This is a genomic window from Enterococcus cecorum DSM 20682 = ATCC 43198 (assembly GCF_000407565.1).
GTDB classification, from domain to species: domain Bacteria; phylum Bacillota; class Bacilli; order Lactobacillales; family Enterococcaceae; genus Enterococcus_E; species Enterococcus_E cecorum.
On sequence record NZ_ASWI01000001.1, the window covers coordinates 66,224 to 92,484 of the forward strand.

Genomic DNA, 26,261 nt, shown 5'->3' on the forward strand with positions numbered 1-26,261 from the left:
GAAGGAGTTTTCCTTCCTACCTATCAGATATACAAACTAATTAAATTTTTAGGAGGCATATAATAAAATGGCAAAAGAAAAATTTGACCGTTCTAAAGCCCACGTTAACGTTGGTACAATCGGACACGTTGACCATGGTAAAACTACATTAACAGCTGCTATTACAACTGTATTAGCTAAACAAGGTGGAGCACAAGCTATGGCTTATGACCAAATCGATGGTGCTCCAGAAGAACGTGAACGTGGTATCACAATTTCAACTGCACACGTTGAGTACGAAACAGCTACTCGTCACTATGCACACGTTGACTGCCCAGGACACGCTGACTACGTTAAAAACATGATCACTGGTGCTGCTCAAATGGACGGTGCTATCTTAGTAGTATCTGCTGCTGATGGTCCTATGCCACAAACTCGTGAACACATTCTTTTATCACGTAACGTTGGTGTTCCATACATCGTTGTTTTCTTAAACAAAGTTGATATGGTTGACGACGAAGAATTATTAGAATTAGTTGAAATGGAAGTACGTGACTTATTAACTGAATACGACTTCCCAGGAGACGATGTTCCTGTAATCGCTGGTTCTGCATTAAAAGCTTTAGAAGGCGACCCATCTTACGAAGAAAAAATCTTAGAATTAATGGCTGCAGTTGACGAATACATCCCAACTCCAGAACGTGACAACGATAAACCATTCATGATGCCAGTCGAAGACGTATTTTCAATCACTGGTCGTGGTACTGTTGCTACAGGTCGTGTTGAACGTGGACAAGTACGTGTTGGTGACGAAGTTGAAATAGTTGGTATCCATGATGAAATTTCTAAAACAACAGTTACTGGTGTTGAAATGTTCCGTAAATTATTAGATTACGCTGAAGCTGGAGACAACATCGGTGCATTATTACGTGGTGTGGCTCGTGAAGATATCCAACGTGGTCAAGTATTAGCTAAACCAGGTTCAATCACTCCACATACAAAATTCACTGCTGAAGTGTACGTTTTAACTAAAGAAGAAGGTGGACGTCATACTCCATTCTTCACTAACTACCGTCCACAATTCTACTTCCGTACAACTGACGTTACAGGTGTAGTTAACTTACCAGAAGGTACTGAAATGGTTATGCCTGGTGATAACGTAACTATGGAAGTTGAATTAATCCACCCAATCGCTATCGAAGACGGAACTCGTTTCTCAATTCGTGAAGGCGGACGTACTGTTGGTTCAGGCGTTGTTACTGGTATCTTAGCTTAATTTTAAGCTTTTAAAACTAGTAGATAAATAAAGACGATGAGTTTTTGCTCATCGTCTTTTTTTGCGTAAAAAACAACCAGGGAATGACTTTGTTTCGCGTTATTCTCTGGTTTTGTGTGTTTAACCATTTAAGCGTTGATTTAGTTTCTTTAATGGAAAATAGAGAATGCTGACAATGATGATAGTTGAAACAACATTAATCAGTGTAGCTGGTAATTTAATGCTCGCAGCAATAAAAGCATTACTCAAATTACTACCGGCAATAAGCAAAACTATAGTATTTTTCACTTGCGTCATGATGATTTTACCGATACCAGTAAATATTCCAATGACGATGATTTGCCAAATTTTTGTTGGATTATTCTTGAATAAACGAATAGCAAAAATAGCAAACAGACCAACAATAAAACTTTCTAAAATGAAGTAAGGTGCTTCGGTAGCATACCCATTTAATAAATCGAAAATAGCAAAACCTAAACCTCCAGCAAGAGCACCTTTAAAGTAACCAAGTAATAAAATGGCTAAAAGTAACATCGCATTACCGAGATGGACAAAGGCTCCGGTAGGTAAAGGAATTTTAATTGTTGTTCCGATGAATGTTAAGGCTGCAAATAGTGCAGTCAGTGTGATAGCTTGAATAGATTTTGTTTGTTTCATTTTGATTCCTCCAATCGTGTTTCGGCATGGAAATAGGCGCCGTGCCAAACATGTCCAACATAAGGGTTAACAAAGATCCCTTTTTGGATGGCTTTATTGACAAAACTTTTGGCTAATTGGACAGCTTGAAGAACCGGATAATCATGGGCTAATAAGCTGGTAATCGCAGCGGCAAAAGTACAGCCTGCACCGTGGTTGGTTGCAGTTGAAATGATTGGTAATGCCAAAGTTTGAAAATCTTGACCATCATAGAAGATATCAATGGCTAGCTCATGATTTAAACGGGCACCACCTTTGATGACAACATTTTTTGCACCCATTTCATGAATGATTTTAGCTGCTTGTTTCATCTGCTCAATGGTGTGTAAATCGCCCATTCCAGAAAGTATACCGGCTTCTACTAAATTAGGTGTTGTGATAAAAGCTTGTGGAATAAGTTTGTTTTTTAGCATTTCAACGACTTGGGGTTGTAAAATATTAGCCGTTCCTTTGCAAGCGATAACTGGATCGATGACGATTTTTTCGGTATTACTTGTTTTGAGTAACTTGCTAATCGTTGCTGCGTTTTCTTCGTTGCCTAACATGCCAGTTTTCAAGGCTGCGATTTGGCCCCCACATGTAGCACTCGCAAATTGTTTTTGAATCAACTCGCTATCTAACTCGTGGACTTCATGTTGCCAGCCTTTTGAAGCATCCATTGTTACGATTGAGGTAATGACCGCATATCCATATAATCCAAATTCTTGAAAGGTTTTTAAATCAGCCTCTAATCCTGCACCTCCAGTAGAATCAGAGCCTGCAATAGTAAGTACTTGTTTAACCATAGTTTCCCTCCTTTTTTGATAGTATAACGCAACAGATGGTATCGTAAAACAACCAATTGGCTCAAAATATACCCAACCAATTTAAAAAGACCTATCTGCATAAGATAGATCTTTTAACGTTTAGCTGATAATATTGATGTACAATGTGCGAGTCGCTGTTTAAATTCTTCTAAAGGATAAGTGGCTAGATGGGCATAATTTAAGCGCATAGATTGACATTGATTACAATATAAAAAGCTAGGCGCCACTAATAAATTTTGTTTCAGGAAAATTTGCCAGTCTTTGCGGTGGAGTTTTTGATGTTTCCACGTACAATATAAATATAGTCCCCCTGAAGTTTGTTGTACTTGCCAATCTTCACTAAATTCAGAAAAAACATGTAAAATCTCAGCTTGTCTCTGCGCTAAAAAATGTAATAAATGTGTCTGCTTGACAAGATAATCACTGGCACTTAAAGCATTTTGAGCAATGATTTGCGAAAATAAATCAGTCGTACGCTCGCTTTGGATTTTTGTATCTATAATAGAAGATAATAGTGATTTAGGAGCAGCTACCCAACCAATTTTGATATGCGGGCTGAATATTTTTGACAAAGAACCAAGATAGATGACTTGTTCGTCGGCTAAACTTTTTAGTCGAGGTAAGGGTCGATTGAAGTTCAGTTCACCATAAGCATCATCTTCTACAATTGGAATCTGATATTTTTTACAAATAGTGAGAATTTGCTGGCGACGTTCAAGCGACATTAATCTTCCGGTCGGGTTTTGAAAGTCAGGATTAAGATAAACAAGTTTAATACGACGTTGCAAAATTTGTTGTTCTAATTTTTCAGCTATGATTCCTTCGTTATCCATATCAATTCCTAATAATTCAATTTGGTTAGAGGCAATCCAAGGCAATGAAAAAAGAAAAGAGGGGTTTTCTGTAGCAACCACATCACCTGGTTTGAGTAAGGTATCGAAAATCAGTGACATTCCTTGCGTAGAACCAGATGTAATTAGTAATTCTTCAGCACTAAGGGATAACTGATACTGATTTTTCAAATGATTGACCAAAGCGTGACGTAAATGAATTTCTCCTGACTCAGGTAAATCAGCTTGCATTTTAAGCACCTGTTCCCACGAAAGACTTGGAATATTAAAGTTTTGAATGAAAGATAGGGGTAAATCACCGCTAGATAAATCAATACAATCTTTCTCATTGCGCTTTGTTTTCAATTCAGCAAGATAAGGATCTTCCACAAAAATTGGACGCGCTAGCAAATTTTTCCAAGGCAGTTGGGGTGACTTACGATTGGCAATACGAGTTGCGCTGATATAGGTGCCACTTCCTTGTTGTCGTTCAAGCCAGCCTAAACTAACTAATTCATCGAGTGCACGTCCAACAGTAGAACGATTGACACCATAAAGCTGTGCAAGTTTGCGTTCGGCAGGTAAACGTTCTTCTGGTAGTAACTCACCAGATTGAATAGCTTCGATTAATTCGTGGATAATTTGTTGATAATAGGGTAGGTCTGATTCAGAATTTAATTGATACATCAACATCCCTCCGTAAGTTTTCTTAGCCTAAAGTTAGAAGATTCAAGTAAAAAAGTCAAGTTGAATCATTTTTCTACTATAAAATAGTGAAGTAAAAATATAGTAAAATGAAAATTGAGTGAAAAGGCAAAAAAATTTTCAGTTTTTCAAGAAAAAAGCTTGCTTATTGCCAGGACATATACTATAATCAAAAAGGTGCTGCTCATTACGGGTATGCACTGCAGAAAATATTCTGCGGCTAAGAAACGAGAGGTTGCGACACGCCCGGACGCTTTGCCATGGTCGAGCGTGACGGATAATTTTCGTGGAGCTATGTCTACTTGTCAAAATAGGCGAAGGAGGGAACAAAATGGCAAAACAAAAAATTCGTATCCGTTTAAAAGCGTATGAACATCGTATTTTAGATCAGTCTGCGGATAAAATTGTAGAAACTGCAAAGAGAACTGGAGCTGACGTATCTGGTCCAATTCCATTACCAACAGAACGTAGTCTTTACACAATCATTCGTGCGACTCACAAATACAAAGATTCACGCGAACAATTCGAAATGCGTACACACAAACGTCTAATCGACATTGTGAATCCAACACCAAAAACTGTCGATGCTTTAATGAAGCTTGACTTACCATCAGGTGTTAATATTGAAATCAAACTATAATTATAATTAAGATGGAGGTGTAATCATGACCAAAGGAATCTTAGGGAAAAAAGTGGGAATGACTCAAATCTTCACTGAATCAGGAGAATTAATCCCAGTTACAGTTGTTGAAGCTACTCCAAACGTAGTCTTACAAGTGAAAACTGTTGAAACTGACGGCTATGAAGCAATTCAAGTTGGTTTCGAAGATATGCGTGAAGTTTTGTCTAACAAACCTGCGAAAGGTCATGTTGCAAAAGCAAACACGGCTCCTAAGCGCTTCATTCGTGAATTCAAGGATGTTGAGCTTGAGGGCTTAGAAGTAGGATCAGAGATTAAAGTGGACGTCTTCCAAGCAGGAGACATCGTTGACGTTACAGGAACAACTAAAGGTAAAGGATTCCAAGGCGTAATCAAACGTCATGGACAAAGCCGCGGACCAATGGCTCACGGTTCTCGTTACCATCGTCGTCCTGGATCAATGGGTCCAGTTGCACCTAACCGTGTATTTAAAAATAAACACCTTGCTGGCCGTATGGGTGGCAATCGCGTAACAATTCAAAATCTTGAAATTGTACGTGTAGACGCTGAACGTAACGTAATCTTAATCAAAGGTAACGTTCCAGGCGCTAAAAAATCATTGATTACAATCAAATCAGCTGTGAAGGCTAAATAATCGATAGGAAGAAAGGAGGAACTAAGGAATGCCAAACGTAGCATTATTTAAACAAGATGGAAGCCAAATTGGCGAAATTACTTTAAATGAAGAAATTTTTGGAATTGAACCTAATGAAAGTGTTGTTTTCGATGCAGTTATCATGCAACGTGCTTCATTAAGACAAGGAACACACGCTGTTAGAAACCGTAGCGCAGTACGTGGCGGTGGACGCAAACCATGGCGTCAAAAAGTAACAGGTCGTGCTCGTCAAGGTTCAATCCGTTCACCACAATGGCGTGGAGGTGGCGTTGTATTCGGACCAACACCACGTTCATATAGCTACAAACTTCCTAGAAAAGTTCGTCGTTTAGCAATGAAATCTGTATTATCAGAAAAAGTTGCTGCAAATAACTTGGTTGCAGTTGATGCATTAAGCTTCGAAGCACCAAAAACTAAAGAATTCAAACAAGTTCTTGCTAACTTATCAATTGATACAAAAGTATTAGTAGTATTAGAACCAGGTAATGACTTTGCTGCTTTATCAGCACGTAACTTACCAAACGTAAGTGTTGTTGCTTCAGACAACGTAAGTGTGTTAGATGTTGTATCAAATGACAAATTATTAGTAACTCAAACTGCTCTTACTCAAATTGAGGAGGTGCTTGCATAATGAACTTACTAGATGTCATTAAACGCCCAGTAATCACTGAAAAGTCTATGAACGCAATGGAAGAAAACAAATACACTTTTGAAGTGGATACTCGTGCAAACAAAACATTAGTAAAACAAGCTGTAGAAGCTGCTTTCGATGTGAAAGTTAAAGACGTGAACATCGTAAACGTACGTCCTAAATTCAAACGTATGGGTAAATATGCAGGTTATACAAAGAAACGTCGCAAAGCTATTGTGACATTAACAAGCGATTCAAAAGCAATCGAATTATTCTCAGCTGAATAATAAAACTAGATAGATTATTAATAGGAGGGAAAAAGACGTGGCGATTAAAAAGTACAAACCTACCTCAAATGGTCGTCGTAATATGACTTCTTCTGACTTTGCTGAAATTACTACATCAAAACCAGAAAAATCATTATTAGCACCATTGAAAAACAATGCCGGCCGTAACAACAACGGACGCATTACTGTACGTCACCAAGGTGGCGGTCATAAACGTCAATACCGTTTGATCGACTTCAAACGTAACAAAGATAATGTTGTAGCTAAAGTTGCGACAATCGAATACGATCCAAACCGTTCTGCAAACATTGCTTTATTGCATTACGAAGATGGAGTAAAAACTTATATCTTAGCACCTAAAGGATTAGAAGTAGGCATGACAGTTGTTTCTGGTCCTGAAGCTGATATCAAAGTGGGTAATGCTTTACCATTAGAAAACATTCCAGTTGGTACAGTTATCCACAATATCGAATTAAAACCAGGTAAAGGTGGACAATTAATCCGCTCTGCTGGTACAAGTGCTCAAGTTTTAGGTAAAGAAGGTAAATACGTTCTTATCCGCTTAAACTCAGGTGAAGTTCGTATGATCTTAGCAACATGCCGTGCAACAATCGGTGCTGTTGGTAACGAACAACATGAATTAATTAACATTGGTAAAGCAGGTCGCTCTCGTTGGTTGCGTAAACGCCCAACTGTTCGTGGTAGCGTAATGAACCCTAATGATCACCCACACGGTGGTGGTGAAGGTCGTGCACCAATCGGACGTAAAGCACCAGTTTCACCTTGGGGTCAACCAGCTCTTGGCTTCAAAACACGTAACAAGAAAGCTAAATCAAACAAACTTATTGTTCGTCGTCGTAAGACTAAATAATTTTTATGACCATGTGTCGCACATTTTGAGAGGAGGTTCACCATGGGTCGTAGCTTAAAGAAAGGACCTTTTGTCGATGACCATTTGATGAAAAAGGTCGAAGCACAACAAGGTGTTGAAAAGAAAAAAGTAATCAAAACTTGGTCTCGTCGTTCTACAATCTTCCCAAGTTTTGTTGGATTCACAATCGCTGTGTATGATGGACGTAAACACGTGCCAGTTTACATTCAAGAAGACATGGTAGGACATAAATTAGGTGAATTTGCACCAACTAGAACTTATCGTGGCCACGCTGCAGACGATAAGAAGACAAAACGCTAGTCTGAGGGGAGGATATAATAATGGCAGAACAAATTACATCAGCTAAAGCAACTGCTAAAACAGTACGTACATCTCCTCGTAAAGCGCGTTTAGTTATCGATTTAATCCGAGGAAAAAGCGTTGCTGAAGCAATTGCAATTCTAAAATTCACACCAAATAAAGCTGCATCAATCATTGAAAAAGTTTTAATGTCAGCTATTGCGAATGCTGAAAATAATTTTGACTTAGATGTTGAAAACTTATATGTATCTGAAGCTTTTGTTAACGAAGGACCAACTATGAAACGTTTCCGTCCACGTGCGAAAGGATCAGCTTCACCAATCAACAAACGTACAAGTCATATTACGGTAGTCGTATCAGAAAAATAAGGAGGGACAATCAGTGGGTCAAAAAGTACATCCAATTGGAATGCGTGTAGGCGTCATCCGTGACTGGGATGCAAAATGGTATGCTGAAAAAGAGTATGCTGAATATCTACACGAAGATTTAAGAATTCGTAAATTTATCGCATCTAAACTTGCTGATGCCGCTGTGTCAACAGTAGAAATCGAACGTGCTGCAAATCGCGTGAACGTTTCAATCCACACAGCTAAACCAGGTATGGTTATCGGTAAAGGCGGTGCTGAAGTCGAAAACCTACGTAAAGAATTAAATAAATTAACTGGTAAACGAGTTCACATTAACATTGTTGAAATCAAAAAACCAGATTTAGATGCTAAATTAGTCGGCGAAGGTATTGCACGTCAATTAGAAAACCGTGTTGCTTTCCGTCGTGCACAAAAACAAGCTATCCAACGTACAATGCGTTCAGGAGCTAAAGGAATTAAAACACAAGTATCAGGTCGTTTAAACGGTGCAGATATTGCTCGTAGCGAAGGATACTCAGAAGGAACAGTTCCACTTCATACATTGCGTGCAGATATTGACTACGCCTGGGAAGAAGCAGATACAACATACGGTAAACTTGGTGTTAAAGTATGGATCTATCGCGGAGAAGTTCTTCCAACTAAAAAGAATACTGAAAAAGGAGGGAAATAAGACATGTTAGTACCAAAACGTGTAAAACACCGTCGTGAATTCCGCGGTAAAATGCGTGGTGAAGCTAAAGGCGGTAAAGAAGTTACTTTTGGTGAATACGGTTTGCAAGCAGTTGAATCACATTGGATTACCAACCGTCAAATCGAAGCAGCCCGTATTGCTATGACTCGTTACATGAAACGTGGTGGGAAAGTATGGATTAAAATCTTCCCTCACAAATCTTATACTGCCAAAGCGATTGGGGTACGTATGGGTTCTGGTAAAGGGGCACCTGAAGGTTGGGTTGCACCAGTTAAACGCGGCAAAATCATGTTTGAAGTAGCTGGCGTTCCTGAAGAAGTAGCTCGTGAAGCTTTACGTCTTGCTTCTCACAAATTACCAGTAAAAACTAAAATCGTAAAACGTGAGGAAATGGGTGGTGAATCGAATGAAGGTTAAAGAAATCAGAGAATTAACCACTGCCGAAATGCTAGATCAAGAAAAACAATTAAAAGAAGAATTGTTCAATCTTAGATTCCAATTAGCTACAGGCCAATTAGAAAACACTGCACGAATCAAAGAAGTACGTAAATCGATTGCACGCATCAAAACTGTGTTGCGTGAACAAGCTAAGTAATCGTGGAAGGAGGCCATTCATCGTATGACTGAAGAAAGAAATCAACGCAAAGTTTATCAAGGACGTGTGGTTTCTGACAAAATGGATAAAACCATTACTGTTGTCGTTGAAACAAAACGTAACCACCCAATCTATGGTAAACGTATGAACTATTCTAAGAAATACAAAGCTCACGATGAAAACAATGAAGCAAAAGTTGGAGATATCGTGAAAATTATGGAAACTCGTCCATTATCAGCTACAAAACGTTTCCGTCTAGTAGAGATTGTTGAAAAAGCAGTGATTATTTAATCAACGAGATTTTCCTATATAGATTTCAAATATTGTCAAATCTGAAAGGAGGATACACATCGTGATCCAAGCAGAAAGTCGTTTAAAAGTTGCTGATAACTCAGGCGCTCGTGAAATCCTAACGATTAAAGTTTTAGGCGGATCTGGCCGTAAAACTGCCAATATCGGTGACGTGATTGTTGCTACGGTTAAACAAGCAACGCCAGGTGGTGTTGTCAAAAAAGGTGACGTTGTTAAAGCCGTTATCGTTCGTACAAAATCAGGAGCTCGTCGTGCAGACGGTTCATATATTAAATTTGATGAAAATGCTGCGGTAATTATCCGTGATGATAAGAGCCCACGTGGAACTCGTATCTTCGGCCCAGTTGCTCGTGAATTACGCGAAAACAACTTCATGAAGATCGTTTCACTAGCACCAGAAGTATTATAATAGGTCAATAAAACATAAGGAGGTGCTAAGATAGATGTTTGTTAAAAAAGGCGATAAAGTTAAAGTTATCACTGGAAAAGACAAAAATAAGGAAGGCGTAGTTTTAGCTGCCCTACCTAAAAAAGATAAAGTCATCGTTGAAGGTGTAAACATTGTGAAAAAACACCAAAAACCTTCTCAAGCTGCTCCTCAAGGTGGAATCGTTGAAGTTGAAGCGCCAATTCACGTATCTAACGTAATGGTAATCGATCCTTCAAACGGACAACCTACAAAAGTTGCTTACAAAGAAGTTGATGGCAAAAAAGTCCGCGTTTCTAAGAAAACCGGTGAAGTTTTAGATAAATAAGAAAAATAAGGAAGGAGGGGCTTACTGAATGAACCGCCTTAAAGAAAAATATACAAAAGAAGTTGTTCCATCTTTAATGGAAAAATTTGAATATAGCTCAGTGATGCAAGTGCCTAAAGTTGAAAAGATTGTTATCAACATGGGTGTTGGTGATGCTGTATCAAACGCAAAAAACTTAGATAAAGCTGTTGAAGAATTACAATTAATTTCAGGTCAAAAACCTTTAATTACTAAAGCTAAGAAATCAATCGCTGGTTTCCGTTTACGTGAAGGAATGCCAATCGGTGCGAAAGTTACTTTACGTGGTGAAAGAATGTACGAATTTTTAGATAAATTAGTTACTGTTTCACTTCCACGTGTACGTGACTTCCACGGTGTAAGCAAAAAAGCCTTTGACGGACGTGGAAACTACACTTTAGGTGTGAAAGAACAATTAATCTTCCCTGAAGTGGACTACGATTTAGTAGATAAAGTACGTGGTATGGATATCGTAATTGTAACTACAGCTCAAACAGATGAAGAATCTCGAGAGTTGTTAACACAATTAGGCATGCCATTTGCAAAATAATAAAAGGAGGCGAACTACGTGGCTAAAAAATCAATGATTGCTAAAAACAAACGCCCTGCAAAATTCTCAACTCAAGAATATACTCGTTGCGAACGTTGCGGACGTCCACATTCAGTTTATCGTAAATTTAAACTTTGCCGTATTTGCTTCCGCGAACTTGCCTATAAAGGTCAAATTCCCGGCGTGAAGAAAGCTAGCTGGTAAAAAAGTTAAATTCGCATAAAGGAGGTAAATCATCTAATGGTCATGACAGATCCAATTGCAGATTTTCTAACTCGCATTCGTAATGCAAACATGGTTAAACATGAAGTTTTAGAAGTACCTGCATCAAAAATCAAACGTGACATCGCTGAAATCTTAAAACGTGAAGGTTTCGTACGTGATGTAGAATATATCGAAGATGACAAACAAGGCGTAATCCGTGTGTTCTTAAAATACGGTAAAAACGGCGAACGTGTTATCACTAACTTAAAACGTATCTCAAAACCAGGTTTACGTGCTTACGTAAAAGCTGACGAAGTACCTAAAGTATTAAATGGTTTAGGGATCGCAATTATCTCAACTTCTGAAGGTGTAATCACTGATAAAGAAGCTAGAGCTAAAAACATCGGTGGCGAAGTTGTCGCTTACGTATGGTAAGAATTAATCAACGAGGAGGTGTCTGATAGTGAGCCGTATCGGTAATAAAGTTGTTGTTCTTCCTCAAGGTGTGGAAGTCAAACAAAACGGAAACGAAATTACAGTCAAAGGTCCTAAAGGTGAATTAACTCGTACTTTCTCAGAAGATATCAAAATGAATATCGAAGGTAATGAAGTGACTTTCACTCGTCCTAATGACTCAAAAGAAATGAAAACAATTCACGGAACTACTCGCGCAATCTTCCATAACATGGTTGTTGGTGTAAGCGAAGGTTTCCAAAAAGCATTAGAATTAATCGGGGTTGGGTACCGTGCACAATTACAAGGTTCAAAACTTGTATTAAACGTAGGTTACTCTCATCCTGTTGAAATTACTGCTCCTGCAGGTATTACATTTGAAGTTCCATCTAACACACAAGTTGTTGTTAAAGGAATCAGCAAAGAAGCTGTAGGTGAAATTGCAGCGAACATTCGTGGTGTTCGTCCACCAGAACCTTATAAAGGTAAAGGTATTCGCTATGTTGGTGAATATGTACGCCGTAAAGAAGGTAAAACTGGTAAATAATCGTAAACAACATTGTTTACGATTCGCGGCTTAGGCCAGCATAATAAAAGAGGTGACAATTGTGATTACAAAACCAGACAAAAATAAAACACGTCAAAAGAGACATCGTCGTGTACGTAACAAAATCTCTGGTACTGCTGAGTGCCCACGCTTGAACGTTTTTCGTTCTAATAAAAACATCTACGCTCAAATTATTGATGACGTAGCGGGTGTGACGCTAGCAAGTGCCTCTGCCTTAGATAAAGAAATTTCAGGTGGAACAAAAACTGAACAAGCACAAGCTGTTGGTAAATTAGTAGCAGAACGTGCTGCAGCAAAAGGTATTAAAAATGTAGTCTTTGACCGTGGTGGATACCTTTACCATGGCCGTGTAGCAGCTTTAGCTCAAGCAGCTCGCGAAAATGGACTTGAATTTTAATAGAAGGAGGAACACCATTCATGGTTTATATTGATCCAAAACATTTGGAATTAGAAGACCGCGTTGTAGCGATTAACCGTGTAACAAAAGTTGTTAAAGGTGGACGTCGTTTACGTTTTGCAGCTTTAGTTGTTGTCGGTGACAAAAACGGACATGTAGGTTTTGGTACTGGTAAAGCTCAAGAAGTTCCAGAAGCAATCCGTAAAGCTGTTGAAGATGCTAAGAAAAACCTTATCGAAGTACCAATGGTTGGGACTACTATCCCTCATGAAGTTATCGGAACTTTTGGTGGTGGACGCATCTTAATGAAACCAGCTGTAGAAGGTTCTGGGGTTGCAGCCGGGGGTCCAACTCGTGCTGTCTTAGAATTAGCTGGTATCGCTGATATCGCATCTAAATCTTTACGTTCAAACACACCAATCAATGTTGTACGTGCAACAATTGAAGGTTTGAAACAATTAAAACGCGCTGAAGAAGTTGCTGCATTACGTGGTAAATCAGTTGAAGAATTAATCGGTTAAGGAGGACTAAATAATGGCTGAATTAAAAATTACTTTAAAACGCAGTGTTATCGGACGTCCTCAAAGCCAACGCAAAACTGTTCAAGCGTTAGGTCTAACAAAAGTAAACAGCTCAGTAGTAAAACCTGCTAACGATGCAGTTAAAGGTATGATCAAAGCTGTTTCTCACTTAGTGGACGTTAAAGAAATTTAATTATAAACAAATTTATACTTATTCATTAAGGAGGTGCCAAATACATGAAACTTCATGAATTAAAACCTGCAGAAGGTTCTCGTCAAGTACGTAATCGTGTTGGCCGTGGAACTTCATCAGGTAACGGTAAAACAGCAGGACGTGGACAAAAAGGGCAAAAAGCTCGTTCAGGTGGTGGTGTACGTTTAGGTTTTGAAGGGGGACAAACACCATTGTTCCGTCGTTTACCAAAACGTGGATTTACTAATATCAACCGCAAAGAATACGCTGTTGTTAACTTAGACGTTTTAAACCGTTTTGAAGATGGTGCTGAAGTAACTCCTGTAGCTTTAGTGGAAGCTGGAATCGTTAAAGATGCAAAAGCTGGAATCAAAGTTTTAGGAAACGGAACATTATCTAAGAAATTAACGGTTAAAGCTGCTAAGTTCTCAAAAGCCGCAGAAGAAGCAATTGTTGCTGCTGGTGGATCAATCGAGGTGATTTAACGCATGCTTAAATTGCTGAAGGACGCTTTTAAAGTAAAAGATATCCGATCCAGAATTCTGTTTACAGTGTTTATCTTGTTTATTTTCCGTGTAGGTACTCATATTACTATTCCGGGAGTAAATGCGGCATCTTTACAGAGCATTGCTGATCTACCATTTCTAAATATGCTTAATTTAGTAAGTGGTAGTTCAATCCAACGCTTTTCAATTTTTGCCATGGGGGTATCTCCTTATATCACAGCTTCCATCATTGTGCAATTACTACAAATGGACATTGTGCCTAAATTTGTAGAATGGTCTAAACAAGGGGAAGTTGGTCGACGAAAATTGAACCAAGCTACTCGATATATTACTTTGGTATTAGCCTTTGCACAATCAGTAACAATTACTGCTGGTTTTAACTACTTTACACAATTAGGTTTCGTTAAAAATCCAACAGTAACTACTTTCATTTTAATTGGTTTTATCTTAACTACTGGAACAATGTTTGTGACATGGTTAGGGGAACAAATTACTGAAAAAGGGATTGGTAATGGGGTTTCAATGATTATCTTCGCAGGTATCATTGCTCAGATGCCAGGTAGTATTAAAGAAATTGTAGAAGATTATTTCATCAATATTGAATCTAGTCAATTATGGAAATCAGCATTATTTGCCTTGGCATTAATCTTGATTGTATTAATCGTTGTGACTTTTGTAACCTATGTACAACAAGCCGAACGAAAAATTCCGATTCAATATACAAAACGTATGACTGGGGCACCAACAAGTAGTTATCTACCATTAAAAGTGAATGCCGCAGGGGTTATCCCAGTAATTTTCGCAAGTTCGTTTTTAACAACGCCAAGTGCAATTATCCAGGCCTTGGCAAGCTCTCATAGTGATGAACAATGGTATCAAGTGGTGACAACATTATTCAGTTATAATACTGTGCCAGGTGCAGCTTTATATACTGTATTAATCGTTGGTTTCACATTCTTCTATGCCTTTGTGCAAGTGAATCCAGAAAAACTTGCCGAGAATCTTCAAAAGCAAGGAAGCTATATTCCAAGTATCCGTCCAGGTCGTGGTACGGAAGAATATGTTTCTGGATTGTTGATGCGTTTAAGTACAGTCGGCTCACTATTCTTAGGGGTTGTTGCTTTACTACCAATTATTGCACAAATGATTTGGCAGTTACCAGGTTCAATTGGCTTGGGAGGAACAAGTCTATTAATCGTCATCGGTGTTGCTTTAGAGTCTGCAAAACAACTTGAAGGCTTAATGCTGAAACGTAAATATACTGGTTTTATCAATTAAAGTTCATGAAGTGTTGGGGTTTTTCCTCAACACTATTCATAAACTTATAGGAGGAATTAGGCATGAACCTCATTTTAATGGGATTACCAGGAGCTGGAAAAGGAACCCAAGCTGAGAAAATCATTGCTGAGTACCAAATTCCACAAATTTCAACAGGTGATATGTTTAGAGCAGCAATTGCGAATCAAACAGCACTTGGTTTGAAAGCAAAAGAATATATGGATCGCGGGGATTTAGTACCTGACGAAGTAACCAATGGTATTGTAAAAGAGCGTTTAGCCCAAGATGATACTAAAAATGGTTTCTTATTAGATGGCTTCCCACGTACCCTTGATCAAGCAAAAGCATTAGATGAAATGTTAGCTGATCTAGGTAAGAAAATTGATGCAGTAATTGATATCAACGTTCCTGAAGAAGTTTTAGTTGAACGTTTGACTGGTCGTTATATGTGTCGTAGTTGTGGTGCAAGTTTCCACAAAGTATTTAAGCCAACAAAGGTTGAAGGTACATGTGATCGTTGCGGTGGTCATGAATTTTATCAACGTGATGATGACAAGCCAGAAACTGTGAAAAATCGTTTGGCTGTAAACATTAAAAACAGCGAACCAATTCTTGCTTATTATAAAGAGCAAGGTTTATTAAAATCAATTGATGGTAATCGCGATATTGATGCTGTATTTAAAGATGTACAAGCAATTATCGATTAATCAAAGTCGCGTACATGCCAACTTGAATTAGAACTTTCTCTTGATATATTGGTAGGATATGTGGTATAATATTTGAGTCCGACTTCTAGTATTATTTTTTTACTAGAAGCATTGTTTTGAGAATCTCAGGTGGAAGCTAATTCCGCCATTTTATCGTATGTAAGGTACGAAAATGTACAAGGAGGTACTGTGCGTGGCAAAAGAAGATATGATTGAAGTTGAAGGTACAGTCGTCGAAACTTTGCCGAATGCAATGTTTAAAGTCGAGTTAGAAAACGGCCATCAAGTGCTTGCTACCGTTTCTGGTAAAATTAGAATGCACTACATTCGTATTTTACCTGGTGACAAGGTAACAGTTGAGTTATCACCATATGACTTAACTCGCGGTCGTATTACTTACCGCTTTAAGTAATTGTACTCCGTAAATCATTAGGAGGTATTATCAATGAAAGTAAGACCATCAGTAAAACCAATGTGTGAACATTGTAAAGTAATTCGTCGTAAAGGACGCGTTATGGTGATTTGCCCAGCAAATCCAAAACACAAACAACGTCAAGGATAATTGGAGGTGTAACATAATATGGCTCGTATTGCAGGAGTAGACATTCCTCGTGAAAAACGTGTTGTTGTTTCATTAACATACATTTACGGTATTGGTACAACAACTGCTAAACAAATTTTAGCTAACGCTGGTGTATCTGAAGATGTTCGCGTACGTGACTTAACTAACGAACAAACAGATGCTATCCGTGCTGAAGTGGATAAATTAAAAGTTGAAGGTGATCTTCGTCGTGAAGTTAACCTTAACATCAAACGTCTAATGGAAATCGGTTCATACCGTGGAATGCGTCATCGTCGTGGTTTACCAGTTCGTGGTCAAAACACTAAGAACAATGCACGTACTCGTAAAGGTCCTACTAAGACAGTTGCAGGTAAGAAAAAATAATTAATAATTAGTGAAGGAGGTTAACACTTCATGGCAGGAAAAAAAGTGAGTCGTAAACGCCGTGTCAAAAAGAATATTGAATCTGGTGTTGCTCATATTCATTCAACATTTAACAATACTATCGTCATGATTACTGACGTTCATGGTAATGCATTAGCTTGGTCTTCAGCGGGTGCATTAGGATTTAAAGGAAGCAGAAAATCAACTCCATTCGCAGCGCAAATGGCAGCTGAAACAGCAGCTAAATCAGCAATGGAACACGGATTAAGAACTGTAGAGGTTACTGTTAAAGGCCCAGGTTCAGGACGTGAAGCTGCTATCCGTTCATTACAAGCTGCAGGTTTAGAAGTAACTGCAATTCGTGATGTAACTCCAGTTCCTCATAATGGATGCCGCCCTCCAAAACGCCGTCGTGTTTAATGAGTGCTGCTCATTTTGAGTTAACTATTAGTCATTGAACAAGACACTTTTCGTTTTGAAAGGGGTAAGTGATAAGAATGATTGAATTCGAAAAACCAAGAATTTCAAAAATTGATGAAGAAAGAGATTATGGCAAGTTTATTGTCGAACCTTTAGAAAGAGGTTATGGTACTACTTTAGGGAACTCTCTACGTCGTATCCTTTTATCTTCATTACCAGGGGCTGCTATTACCAGTATTCAAATCGATACAGTTCAACATGAATTTTCTACTATTGTAGGTGTTCGTGAAGATGTGTCTCAAATTATCTTGAATATTAAAGGTTTAGCCTTAAAATTGTACGGATCTGAAGAAAAAACTTTAGAAATCGATATTACTGGTCCAGCAGTTGTGACTGCAGGTGACATTATCGTTGATTCTGATGTTGAAATCTTAAACAAAGATATGTACATTTGTACAGTCAGTGAAGGTGCTACATTCCGTGCTCGCCTAAAAGTGAAAGCAGGTCGTGGTTACGTTCAAGCTGACGAAAACAAAACTGAAGATATGCCAATCGGTGTTCTTCCTGTTGATTCAATCTACACACCTGTTCGTCGTGTAAACTATCAAGTTGAAAACACACGTGTAGGTCGTCGTGATGATTTCGACAAGTTAACAATGGAAATTTGGACTGATGGATCAATCGAACCGCTAGACGCAATGAGTTTAGCAGCTAAGATCTTAACGGAACATTTAGATATTTTTGTGAACCTTACTGATGAAGCACGTCATGCTGAAATCATGGTTGAAAAAGAAGAAACACAAAAAGAAAAAATGTTAGAAATGACGATTGAAGAATTAGATTTATCTGTTCGTTCTTATAACTGTTTGAAACGTGCAGGCATTAATACTGTACAAGAATTAACTAACAAGTCTGAACCTGAAATGATTAAAGTTCGTAATTTAGGACGCAAATCTTTAGAAGAAGTGAAGAATAAATTACATGATTTAGGTTTAGGTTTACGTAAAGACGATTAATCTTTCATTGAGGGAGGGAAAACTAAATGAGTTACCGTAAATTAGGACGTACATCTTCTCAACGTAAAGCGATGTTACGTGACTTAACAACTGATTTATTCATTAACGAACGTATTGTTACTACTGAAGCTCGTGCGAAGGAAGTACGTTCTACTGCTGAAAAAATGATTACTTTAGGAAAACGCGGAGATTTACATGCTCGTCGTCAAGCTGCTGCATTCGTACGTAACGAAACCGCTAGCGTGCGTGAAGAAGGCGAAGAAATCGTAGTTGAATCTGCATTACAAAAATTATTCAACGATATCGCTCCTCGTTATGCTGACCGTAATGGTGGATATACTCGCATCTTGAAAACTGAACCAAGACGTGGAGATGCTGCACCAATGGTTATCTTAGAACTTGTTTAATAAGTTGACACTATTGTAATTTTGAGTGTTATGATGTTGGAAGTGCTACTACTTTCCGAGTCTAGCTCGTCGCTACCCTCTGGTGAGTTGTCATCAGAGGGTAAGCACTCATCATAAAATATTTTGAATGGGACGGTTGGTTTTCAATCGTTTATTTTTTTGCCTTGTATGTAAAGTTTTATCTTTGCATACAAGGTTTTTTGGCGTGAAAATATATTTTTTAGATTATAATAGAATTGTACGCGAATTCAATTTAAGGAGGGAATAACTGTGTCTGCAATAGGGAAAAGAATCATTATTTTTGTGGGAACAATGATTTTACTATTCGGTAGCTTATTTAGTCCGTTTTTGGTTTTCGCTGAAGTCTATGCTCAAGATTCAAATATGAGTGTTGTCAATCAAACCTCCTCAGAATCTATGCAAGATGTACCAAAGACACCTACGACTTCGCCACCAACTGAAAATCAAAGTTCTGTAAGCAATGAATCGGGTACAAATTCACAGGTTGCTCCAAGTGGTAGTCAAACAAGTGCTACTTCTAATACGACTTCTTCAAGTATTAGTGAATCCTCAACAATACCTCAAAAAGAAAACAACTCTGTTACTTCAAGTGAAAATCCAACTGCCACTTCTAAGACAACTGACAATGTTACTCCAAGTGATAATAATGCAAAAGGCTAAAATGCAACTGAAACTCAAGGAACCAACGCTACAACACAATCAACAAAACCATTAGCTGCTCCTAAAATAAAAAAAAGAATGGCTGCTTCAAGTCCACTAACAAGTGATATTTCAACCTCTTTGGATATTGATGTGACAAAGGTAAGCTTTTATTTAGAATTTGATCCGGATGGAGAAGGTTCAAGTGTTTATACTGGTAAACTTTTTCGTATTTATTAACGGTTAGAATTTGATAATGATAAAGTGACTGACGGCGTATATTCAATGATAAAAATTGCTAAAAAATATGTGAAAGCAGGTAGTGTGGAAATTCCAAAACTAGATAGCGTCAAAAATGTGGAATCGATGGACGATGATGAATATTATATTCGAAAAGTCTATTATAATCCAGTGGCTGGTGGCGGAATTATTGCCTTTCCAATCATCTTTAAGCATGTGATGTATACGACGCCTCCAGGTAGTGAAACACCGGTTAGTTCCACATTGTATCTACGTGAACATAAAATTGGCTACAGTGAACTAAAAGCTACGGCCAAAACGCACGATCCTTATATTTCGAAATATGTGGTCTTTAAGGGTTCTGACCAGCCATGGTATGATGTGGGTCAAGATGTGGGAATGCCAGATGCAGATGATCCAACTTATTCAAGTAACAATTTAGATGAGTTATTGACCTGTTACTATTTAATTACCGTAATGAATGGTGGGCTCTTTGATGATTATGGGGTCTATTATCACGCGGTAGGAACGATTAAAGAAGGCATGGTATTTGATAAAGATGACCCAGAAGATGCTCCGTGGACCTATGATGAAGCAACTCGTACTGTTTCATTTCCAGACGTAGGTAAATATATGCAAGAGCACGGGACACGGAGATTACAACTACGATTACCTGTCAAACTTCGACATGTGAAATTAGGTCAACCTATTACTAATAGTGTTACTATGTTGGATGAACAAGGAAAGAAAATTAGTGATGGTTCAGTTAGATTTACGCCTTATGCCAAACAAACCAAATACGGCTCAGGTAGTGTTGATAAACAACTGATTGCTGGTGGTGGTGAACTCGACGAAAGCAACAATGAAATGGAATGGAAAGTCGCACCTAAATTTGAAGAAAGAATGGCGGCCCAAAAGTATTACATTAATGGTTTAGGGGACTTGATTAATAATAATGGTCCACGAATTTATAAAGGTACGGGCGATAGTATTCAAACAGCGGGTGAAAAGATTTTAGAACTCAAGGAAGTAACCGTGCATATTCCAGAAGGTGTCGATGTGGGTACCATCAAGTTGTATGGCAAAACTTTACGAGAAACGCAATTTAGATTACTGAAAGACAATGTTCAGTCTGGCCAAGCGATTTCTTTAACGTCTGATATTGAATATGTAAAAGCGACCTTTGAAAAGCCAATTTTAGCACGTACTGATGTGTATTTGACTGTGAAAACTAAAGTCGTTGATGAAAAGTGGCCAAAAGGAATCTTCTCATCGGATGAATCAACCACAAGCACCACGCTTCATAACTGGGGATTTGTGTATTACAGTGATGATCAAGGTAAGGTAATTGGTGAAAAATATAAAGAAGCTGTTGGAAGTTATAACCGGGCCTTCTTAACCTTGCGCGTGGAATATGATGATAATTGGCAAACCTCGATTGAAGCACATAATGAAGATAAGACGCGTTTAACTTATATTTTGACGCCAAACCGTGTCGATGAGAATATGCCATTTACGATTGTGACGCTCTTATCAGATGGCATCGATGTGATTAATGAGTATCATCGTTCGTTGGAAAATATGGGTTACAAAGTGGTCCATCATATTTAGGTACTGATAAGACGACCTTGATTATTACCAAGACGTTAAAAGAAATCGATAGTGGTGAAAATTACCCGATTCAAAAATATCGTTATGCTTTCCGACAACAAATTCAGTTTAATAAATATTTGACCAAGGCTGTCCATCAATTAGATCATTATATTTACTGGTATGATTCTTCTGTATTAAAGACGACTTCTGGTTGGGCAGATGAATCGACTATTGTGAGAAATAATCAATTAGACTTGGACGGAAAGGGGACGTTTGTAGGTAAATCAGTCTTAAAAGCGATGACAAAAGTGGATTTTGGTCCGCCAGAAGAAGTGATTATCCATGAAAAGATTGGTCATACACCAGAAGATTTATCGGTGCATCCATTAATTGTGAGTCCATTGGAAGAATTCTTTTATGAAATTAATTTGGAAAATCGGACAAAACAAACAAGTAAACCTTATGCCTTTTATAATATTTTGCCGCATAAAGGGGATACGATGAATGACCAAGATCGTATCATTGACCGTGGTAGTACCGATGGTGCGATTTTTAAAAAGATTGCCCAAAGTGATCCGGATTTTGACGTATATTATAGTGAGGTGCAAGATATTCAAAAATTAACTACCGCAAATTGGCAACCATTGACGGATAGTGTCGATGCTTCTAGAGTGAAGAGCATTAAAGTTGTCTTGAAGAAAGAAATGCAAGCAAATACCGTGAAAAAACTCTTAATTCAAATGCGAGCCAGTCATAACCCGGCTAATTTGTTGAGTCATAATTCTTCGCTTTTAACGCAAGAAGGTAAGACTTTCCTTTTAGATTCCAATGTGGTTGAAGCGCGTGGAGTGGGAGAATTAACCAAGCCTGTATTACAAGTGCTCAAGGAAGTAGATAAGACAACAGCCTATCCAAAAGAGGTTCTTCAATATACTTTCAATGTGAAGAATACTGGCGATGGTACGTGGTATGGTACGTTGGAAGATGTATTGCCTGAAAAAGATTTAAATTATGTCGCACATTCGACCAAGGGGAATACCAAGGCGATTACGGATAAACTATGGGAAACTGCTGAAGATTTAGCAGTTTCAGATGAAAAAGTTTGAAACGACAATAGTTTACGATATTTGGTTACCTTAAAACCTGGACAAGAATTGAAATTATATTTTAAGACGAAGATAGTGAAAGAAGACGGTAAAATTGTCAATAGATTCTATGGGATAAATGCTGAAAATCCTGATTTCAATAAAGACAGTAACACAGTTGAAACACAGGTTCATGTCCGCAAGCTTATGGTGAATAAAGCCGTCGATGAGGCAGAAGCGAAAACAGGTGATACCCTAACTTATAAACTTACTGTAGAAAATACTGGTACCGCAAAATGGGTAGAAACGCTAACGGACAAGTTAACGGATGATTTACAAGCTTTGAAGACAGAGGTGGGAAGTTTTTAGGGCAATACTTTAAGTGTGCCAATTGATTTGGATCAAGGCCAAACCCAGGTGATTACGTTCACAGCTAAAGTATTAAGGAAGAAAGCTGGCGAAATTTTCAACCGTGCTTTGGCAACTCATGAAAGTGTTCCCGAGTTAAATGTGGAAAGTAATGAAGTGAAAACTGTTGTGGAAGAAGAACCTGAACCAACGCCAACGGAACCAGAAGACAAACCGGATGAACCAGAACCAATGCCAACGGAGCCAGAAGATAAGCCAGATGAACCAGGCGTTCCTAATACAGCAGAAAGGGAAAATGATGACAGATTTTTTATGAATAGTGGTGGTGGCAAATTTGATAATCAAAAACGTTCTACACAGGGAACGGTAAAACAAAAAGAATTAACTAGAGTTGCCAAATCCAACACAAAAAAACATTTACCTGCTACAGGAATGCAAAAAAATGGTTATCTATGGTTAAGTGTCATATCTTTAGGACTAGCTGGTATCGTGATATACTTTGACAGAAGAAGTCGTTGGCATCGCTAATATCATTGAATATCCCCACATAAGCGAATAGACTATACTTTTCTAAAGAAGTGTAGCTATTTGCTTTTTTTAAAAAAAGTTGTGTCAAGACAATGAAACAAGATAGAAAGATTGAAATTCTGTTGTTTTTTTGGTATGGTAAGGCTTGTAACGAAATGAAAAACGAGGGTAAATGATGCAACCAATAATTGAAATGAAGGATTTGACTTTTCGCTATCAAGAAGAAGATCAAACTCCTGCCTTAAATAAAGTATCATTGAACATTAATCAAGGGGAATGGATTGCGATTATCGGACATAATGGTTCGGGAAAATCAACGCTCGCAAAGACGATTAATGGCTTGTTACTACCTGAGTCAGGAAGTATCAAGGTCAATGGTCAAGAAATAAATGAAAAAAACATCTGGGAAGTACGTCGTAACGTTGGGATGGTCTTTCAAAATCCTGATAATCAATTTGTCGGATCAACTGTAGAAGATGATGTCGCTTTTGGTTTGGAAAATCAAGGTGTGCCGCGAGAAGAAATGTTGGTACGTGTAAGAGAATCACTAGAGCAGGTGCGAATGGCCGAATTTATGCGTAAAGAACCATCAAGACTTTCAGGTGGTCAAAAACAACGTGTCGCTATTGCTGGAATTGTAGCTTTAAGACCGAATGTAATTATTCTTGATGAAGCAACGAGTATGCTAGATCCTGAAGGCCGCTTAGAAGTGATTGCTACCGTGAAGAAAATTAAAGAAGAAAATAATTTAACCGTTTTATCAATCACCCATGATATCGATGAAGCCGCTAATGCTAATCGAATTTTTGTGATGAAAAAAGGTGAACTTATCCAAGAAGGTACGCCAGAAGAAATCTTTTCTCAAGGTGAAAAATTAATTGAGCTAGGATTAGACTTGCCGTTTCCAGAACGCTTAAAGTCAGCACTAAAAGCTCGTGGTGTGGACGTACCTGAAGAATATATGACTGAAGAAGGGATGGTGGATTGGCTATGGACATCCGTTTTGAACAAGTAGATTTTACTTACCAACCCAATACCCCTTTTGAGCATCGAGCACTCTTTGATATTAATTTGGCGATTAAAGAGGGAAGTTTTACAGCATTAATTGGGCATACAGGTAGTGGTAAATCAACTTTGCTTCAACATTTAAATGCTTTACTAAAACCTACTAAAGGAACTGTAAACATTGGTGAACGTGTGATTACACCGCAAACCGATAATAAAAACTTAAAACCCATCCGTAAAAAAGTAGGGATTGTCTTTCAGTTTCCGGAATCTCAGTTATTTGAAGAAACAGTAGAAAAAGATATTGCTTTTGGCCCACAAAATTTTGGTGTAAGTCTAGAAGAAGCAAATCAAATTGCAAAAGATACATTGAAATTAGTAGGCTTAGATGAAAGCTATCTTGAGCGTTCACCTTTTGACTTATCAGGTGGACAAATGCGTCGTGTTGCTATTGCCGGTGTTTTGGCGATGCAACCAGAAGTCCTTGTGCTTGATGAACCAACAGCTGGCCTAGATCCTCAAGGGCGTAAAGAAATGATGGATATGTTTTGGCGTTTGCATAAAGAACGTGGCTTAACCCTAGTTTTAGTCACGCACTTGATGGATGACGTGGCTGATTATGCAGATTATGTGTATGCTTTAGAAAAAGGACGTGTGGTGAAAGAAGGAACACCATCAGAATTATTCCAAGATGTCGATTGGTTGTATGAAAAGCAATTGGGCGTACCTACAGCGACTCAATTTGCGCTAAAACTTCAGGAAAAAGGAATGAAGTTTGCCCAATTACCATTGACTCCTCAAGCTTTAGCCGATGAAATTATTAGACAGCGAGGTGAGGATGATGAATAAATTAATTTTTGGTCGCTATATTCCAGGCAATTCATTGATTCATCAGATGGATCCTCGAGCAAAATTGGTCGCAAGTTTTTATTTCATTGGGATTATCTTTTTAGCGAATAACTGGCAAACGTATTTATTACTCGCAGCTTTTACCTTTTTTGCCATCTACTTGTCAAAAATTAACCTAGTATTTTTTGTTCGTGGTTTAAAAGCACTGATCGGTCTTATCCTATTTACCGTCTTTTTGCAGGTCTTTTTCACAAATGGCGGTACAATTTATTGGCAGTGGTGGATTTTTAGACTAACAGAGTACGGCGTGACAAATGGTATTTTCATTTTCTGTCGGTTTGTCTTAATCATCTTTATGTCTACACTTTTAACACTAACCACTTTGCCTTTGGAATTATCAGATGCGATTGAATCCTTATTGAAGCCATTAAAAGCGTTGAAATTACCAGTTCATGAATTCTCTTTGATGTTATCGATTGCCTTACGATATGTGCCAACTTTAATGGATGAAACAGAGAAAATTATGAATGCTCAGCGTGCGCGTGGTGTGGATTTTTCAGAAGGTAATTTAATCCAAAAAATGAAAGCCATCATTCCACTATTAATTCCGCTATTTGTTTCTAGCTTTACGCGAGCAATCGATTTGGCTTATGCAATGGAAGCACGTGGCTATCAAGGTGGCGATGGTAGGACGAAATATCGTAAATTGGAATGGCAATTATTAGATACCATCACAATTTTAGTATTCGTCTTATTAACAGCATTATTAATTCTATTAAGAAAATAAACAAGAGGTCTTCTGTACCGACCCCCAAAAGTTAGACCATAAAATCTAACAATTGGAGGTCGGTATTTTTATGTCCAAATATTCTTTTGAGTTTAAAAAGCAAGTTGTAAATGCTTATCTTAATGGCGAAGGTGGGTATACTTATCTTGCAAATAAGTTCGGCATTCCATCTGTTAATAAAGTTAAACTATGGGTGGATAATTACAATGCATTTGGTGATGAAGGATTAAAACGTTCTAGAAAAAAAGATTTTTATTCTTTTGAAAAGAAGCTTTCTATAGTAGAGTTATATTTATCAAGTGAAATCTCATATCAAGATTTAGCTCTGCAAGAAGGAATTACTAATCCAAGTATGATCACAAATTGGGTGAGTCGCTTTCGTGCAGCTGGTCCTGATGCCCTAAGACCACGCAAGAAGGGACGAAAGAAAACATTGAATACAACTAATGGCAATACACAAAACAAACCAGTTGAAGAATCTTCTGTTGATACAAGTGCAGAACATGTAAAAGAGCTAGAAGA

42 protein-coding genes are annotated in these 26,261 nt (G+C 38.1%); 39 read left to right on the top strand and 3 right to left on the bottom strand.

Going from position 1 to position 26,261, the window contains the following annotated elements:
• Positions 1–67: 67 nt before the first annotated feature.
• Complete coding sequence (tuf, locus tag I567_RS00420) at positions 68–1,255, top strand: elongation factor Tu (protein ID WP_016250285.1); 1,188 nt, start codon at positions 68–70, stop codon at positions 1,253–1,255.
• 120 nt (positions 1,256–1,375) lie between these two features.
• Here tuf and I567_RS00425 read toward each other — a convergent pair whose 3' ends face one another.
• The 3 genes from I567_RS00425 to I567_RS00435 form a co-directional block, all read right to left on the bottom strand.
• Positions 1,376–1,912 carry an ECF transporter S component gene (locus tag I567_RS00425; RefSeq protein ID WP_016250286.1) on the bottom strand — a complete coding sequence of 179 codons (537 nt, stop codon included), beginning with the start codon at positions 1,910–1,912 and terminating at the stop codon, positions 1,376–1,378.
• Complete coding sequence (thiD, locus tag I567_RS00430; RefSeq protein ID WP_016250287.1) at positions 1,909–2,736, bottom strand: bifunctional hydroxymethylpyrimidine kinase/phosphomethylpyrimidine kinase; 828 nt, start codon at positions 2,734–2,736, stop codon at positions 1,909–1,911. The genes I567_RS00425 and thiD overlap by 4 nt, the downstream gene beginning before the upstream one ends.
• A gap of 113 nt (positions 2,737–2,849) precedes the next feature.
• Positions 2,850–4,274: an aminotransferase-like domain-containing protein gene (locus I567_RS00435; RefSeq protein WP_016250288.1), complete on the bottom strand. Its 1,425-nt coding sequence runs from the start codon at positions 4,272–4,274 to the stop codon at positions 2,850–2,852.
• Between the two features lie 349 nt (positions 4,275–4,623).
• On the opposite strand from I567_RS00435, the gene rpsJ reads away from it, so the two are divergent.
• From rpsJ to I567_RS00625, 38 genes are all read left to right on the top strand, one after another.
• Entirely contained in the window at positions 4,624–4,932 is a 309-nt protein-coding gene (rpsJ, locus tag I567_RS00440) for a 30S ribosomal protein S10 (protein WP_016184205.1), read from the top strand.
• 25 nt (positions 4,933–4,957) lie between these two features.
• Positions 4,958–5,587 (top strand): 50S ribosomal protein L3, encoded by a 630-nt coding sequence (rplC, locus tag I567_RS00445; protein ID WP_016250289.1) that lies wholly within the window; start codon positions 4,958–4,960, stop codon positions 5,585–5,587.
• 28 nt (positions 5,588–5,615) lie between these two features.
• Positions 5,616–6,239: a 50S ribosomal protein L4 gene (rplD, locus tag I567_RS00450; protein WP_016250290.1), complete on the top strand. Its 624-nt coding sequence runs from the start codon at positions 5,616–5,618 to the stop codon at positions 6,237–6,239.
• Positions 6,239–6,526 (top strand): 50S ribosomal protein L23, encoded by a 288-nt coding sequence (locus I567_RS00455; RefSeq protein ID WP_016250291.1) that lies wholly within the window; start codon positions 6,239–6,241, stop codon positions 6,524–6,526. The genes rplD and I567_RS00455 overlap by 1 nt, the downstream gene beginning before the upstream one ends.
• A 37-nt stretch (positions 6,527–6,563) precedes the next feature.
• On the top strand, positions 6,564–7,397 hold the full coding sequence (gene rplB, locus I567_RS00460; RefSeq protein WP_016250292.1) for a 50S ribosomal protein L2: 834 nt from the start codon (positions 6,564–6,566) through the stop codon (positions 7,395–7,397).
• Between the two features lie 42 nt (positions 7,398–7,439).
• Complete coding sequence (gene rpsS, locus I567_RS00465) at positions 7,440–7,718, top strand: 30S ribosomal protein S19 (protein WP_016184200.1); 279 nt, start codon at positions 7,440–7,442, stop codon at positions 7,716–7,718.
• 20 nt (positions 7,719–7,738) lie between these two features.
• Complete coding sequence (rplV, locus tag I567_RS00470) at positions 7,739–8,086, top strand: 50S ribosomal protein L22 (protein WP_016250293.1); 348 nt, start codon at positions 7,739–7,741, stop codon at positions 8,084–8,086.
• A gap of 13 nt (positions 8,087–8,099) precedes the next feature.
• A complete protein-coding gene (rpsC, locus tag I567_RS00475; protein ID WP_016250294.1) occupies positions 8,100–8,756 on the top strand; it encodes a 30S ribosomal protein S3 in 657 nt (218 codons plus the stop codon).
• Positions 8,757–8,759: 3 nt separating this feature from the next.
• On the top strand, positions 8,760–9,194 hold the full coding sequence (gene rplP / locus I567_RS00480; RefSeq protein WP_016250295.1) for a 50S ribosomal protein L16: 435 nt from the start codon (positions 8,760–8,762) through the stop codon (positions 9,192–9,194).
• Positions 9,184–9,372 (top strand): 50S ribosomal protein L29, encoded by a 189-nt coding sequence (gene rpmC / locus I567_RS00485; RefSeq protein WP_002288664.1) that lies wholly within the window; start codon positions 9,184–9,186, stop codon positions 9,370–9,372. Before rplP ends, rpmC begins: the two co-directional genes overlap by 11 nt.
• Before the next feature lie 24 nt (positions 9,373–9,396).
• Positions 9,397–9,663, top strand: a complete 267-nt coding sequence (rpsQ, locus tag I567_RS00490; RefSeq protein WP_016250296.1) for a 30S ribosomal protein S17 — start codon at positions 9,397–9,399, stop codon at positions 9,661–9,663.
• 61 nt (positions 9,664–9,724) lie between these two features.
• Positions 9,725–10,093: a 50S ribosomal protein L14 gene (rplN, locus tag I567_RS00495; protein WP_016250297.1), complete on the top strand. Its 369-nt coding sequence runs from the start codon at positions 9,725–9,727 to the stop codon at positions 10,091–10,093.
• 34 nt (positions 10,094–10,127) lie between these two features.
• Positions 10,128–10,439, top strand: a complete 312-nt coding sequence (rplX, locus tag I567_RS00500) for a 50S ribosomal protein L24 (RefSeq protein ID WP_016250298.1) — start codon at positions 10,128–10,130, stop codon at positions 10,437–10,439.
• A 28-nt stretch (positions 10,440–10,467) separates the two neighbouring features.
• Entirely contained in the window at positions 10,468–11,007 is a 540-nt protein-coding gene (rplE, locus tag I567_RS00505) for a 50S ribosomal protein L5 (protein WP_016250299.1), read from the top strand.
• Between the two features lie 18 nt (positions 11,008–11,025).
• Complete coding sequence (locus I567_RS00510; RefSeq protein ID WP_016184192.1) at positions 11,026–11,211, top strand: type Z 30S ribosomal protein S14; 186 nt, start codon at positions 11,026–11,028, stop codon at positions 11,209–11,211.
• 36 nt (positions 11,212–11,247) lie between these two features.
• Positions 11,248–11,646, top strand: a complete 399-nt coding sequence (gene rpsH, locus I567_RS00515) for a 30S ribosomal protein S8 (protein ID WP_016184191.1) — start codon at positions 11,248–11,250, stop codon at positions 11,644–11,646.
• 28 nt (positions 11,647–11,674) lie between these two features.
• Entirely contained in the window at positions 11,675–12,211 is a 537-nt protein-coding gene (rplF, locus tag I567_RS00520) for a 50S ribosomal protein L6 (RefSeq protein WP_016250300.1), read from the top strand.
• A 61-nt stretch (positions 12,212–12,272) separates the two neighbouring features.
• Positions 12,273–12,629 carry a 50S ribosomal protein L18 gene (gene rplR, locus I567_RS00525; RefSeq protein ID WP_016250301.1) on the top strand — a complete coding sequence of 119 codons (357 nt, stop codon included), beginning with the start codon at positions 12,273–12,275 and terminating at the stop codon, positions 12,627–12,629.
• Positions 12,630–12,649: 20 nt separating this feature from the next.
• A complete protein-coding gene (gene rpsE / locus I567_RS00530; protein WP_016250302.1) occupies positions 12,650–13,150 on the top strand; it encodes a 30S ribosomal protein S5 in 501 nt (166 codons plus the stop codon).
• A 13-nt stretch (positions 13,151–13,163) separates the two neighbouring features.
• The gene (gene rpmD, locus I567_RS00535; protein WP_016250303.1) at positions 13,164–13,343 is read left to right on the top strand and encodes a 50S ribosomal protein L30; all 180 of its coding nucleotides are present in this window, start codon (positions 13,164–13,166) and stop codon (positions 13,341–13,343) included.
• A gap of 44 nt (positions 13,344–13,387) precedes the next feature.
• Positions 13,388–13,828: a 50S ribosomal protein L15 gene (rplO, locus tag I567_RS00540; RefSeq protein ID WP_016250304.1), complete on the top strand. Its 441-nt coding sequence runs from the start codon at positions 13,388–13,390 to the stop codon at positions 13,826–13,828.
• Positions 13,829–13,831: 3 nt separating this feature from the next.
• On the top strand, positions 13,832–15,127 hold the full coding sequence (gene secY / locus I567_RS00545; RefSeq protein WP_016250305.1) for a preprotein translocase subunit SecY: 1,296 nt from the start codon (positions 13,832–13,834) through the stop codon (positions 15,125–15,127).
• Positions 15,128–15,189: 62 nt separating this feature from the next.
• Complete coding sequence (locus I567_RS00550) at positions 15,190–15,834, top strand: adenylate kinase (RefSeq protein ID WP_016250306.1); 645 nt, start codon at positions 15,190–15,192, stop codon at positions 15,832–15,834.
• Positions 15,835–16,027: 193 nt separating this feature from the next.
• The gene (gene infA / locus I567_RS00555) at positions 16,028–16,246 is read left to right on the top strand and encodes a translation initiation factor IF-1 (protein WP_002356224.1); all 219 of its coding nucleotides are present in this window, start codon (positions 16,028–16,030) and stop codon (positions 16,244–16,246) included.
• 33 nt (positions 16,247–16,279) lie between these two features.
• Complete coding sequence (rpmJ, locus tag I567_RS00560; RefSeq protein ID WP_002288710.1) at positions 16,280–16,396, top strand: 50S ribosomal protein L36; 117 nt, start codon at positions 16,280–16,282, stop codon at positions 16,394–16,396.
• A gap of 18 nt (positions 16,397–16,414) precedes the next feature.
• A complete protein-coding gene (rpsM, locus tag I567_RS00565) occupies positions 16,415–16,780 on the top strand; it encodes a 30S ribosomal protein S13 (RefSeq protein WP_016250307.1) in 366 nt (121 codons plus the stop codon).
• 30 nt (positions 16,781–16,810) lie between these two features.
• On the top strand, positions 16,811–17,200 hold the full coding sequence (gene rpsK, locus I567_RS00570; RefSeq protein ID WP_016250308.1) for a 30S ribosomal protein S11: 390 nt from the start codon (positions 16,811–16,813) through the stop codon (positions 17,198–17,200).
• A 77-nt stretch (positions 17,201–17,277) separates the two neighbouring features.
• Positions 17,278–18,216, top strand: a complete 939-nt coding sequence (locus I567_RS00575; RefSeq protein WP_016250309.1) for a DNA-directed RNA polymerase subunit alpha — start codon at positions 17,278–17,280, stop codon at positions 18,214–18,216.
• A gap of 26 nt (positions 18,217–18,242) precedes the next feature.
• Positions 18,243–18,623, top strand: a complete 381-nt coding sequence (gene rplQ, locus I567_RS00580) for a 50S ribosomal protein L17 (RefSeq protein WP_016250310.1) — start codon at positions 18,243–18,245, stop codon at positions 18,621–18,623.
• 270 nt (positions 18,624–18,893) lie between these two features.
• Positions 18,894–19,304: a hypothetical protein gene (locus tag I567_RS00585; protein WP_016250311.1), complete on the top strand. Its 411-nt coding sequence runs from the start codon at positions 18,894–18,896 to the stop codon at positions 19,302–19,304.
• A gap of 264 nt (positions 19,305–19,568) precedes the next feature.
• Positions 19,569–21,134: a hypothetical protein gene (locus I567_RS00590; RefSeq protein WP_016250312.1), complete on the top strand. Its 1,566-nt coding sequence runs from the start codon at positions 19,569–19,571 to the stop codon at positions 21,132–21,134.
• A 17-nt stretch (positions 21,135–21,151) separates the two neighbouring features.
• Complete coding sequence (locus tag I567_RS00595) at positions 21,152–22,222, top strand: DUF11 domain-containing protein (RefSeq protein WP_016250313.1); 1,071 nt, start codon at positions 21,152–21,154, stop codon at positions 22,220–22,222.
• A 21-nt stretch (positions 22,223–22,243) separates the two neighbouring features.
• A complete protein-coding gene (locus I567_RS00600) occupies positions 22,244–22,570 on the top strand; it encodes a DUF11 domain-containing protein (RefSeq protein WP_016250314.1) in 327 nt (108 codons plus the stop codon).
• Positions 22,571–22,597: 27 nt separating this feature from the next.
• Positions 22,598–23,098, top strand: a complete 501-nt coding sequence (locus tag I567_RS00605; RefSeq protein ID WP_231940219.1) for a hypothetical protein — start codon at positions 22,598–22,600, stop codon at positions 23,096–23,098.
• Positions 23,099–23,273: 175 nt separating this feature from the next.
• The gene (locus I567_RS00610; RefSeq protein WP_016250316.1) at positions 23,274–24,113 is read left to right on the top strand and encodes an energy-coupling factor ABC transporter ATP-binding protein; all 840 of its coding nucleotides are present in this window, start codon (positions 23,274–23,276) and stop codon (positions 24,111–24,113) included.
• A complete protein-coding gene (locus tag I567_RS00615; RefSeq protein WP_016250317.1) occupies positions 24,089–24,952 on the top strand; it encodes an energy-coupling factor ABC transporter ATP-binding protein in 864 nt (287 codons plus the stop codon). Before I567_RS00610 ends, I567_RS00615 begins: the two co-directional genes overlap by 25 nt.
• Entirely contained in the window at positions 24,942–25,739 is a 798-nt protein-coding gene (locus tag I567_RS00620; RefSeq protein WP_026209911.1) for an energy-coupling factor transporter transmembrane component T family protein, read from the top strand. Before I567_RS00615 ends, I567_RS00620 begins: the two co-directional genes overlap by 11 nt.
• 70 nt (positions 25,740–25,809) lie before the next feature.
• Positions 25,810–26,261: helix-turn-helix domain-containing protein (locus I567_RS00625; protein ID WP_016250319.1), on the top strand; the 452-nt coding region annotated here is incomplete at its 3' end.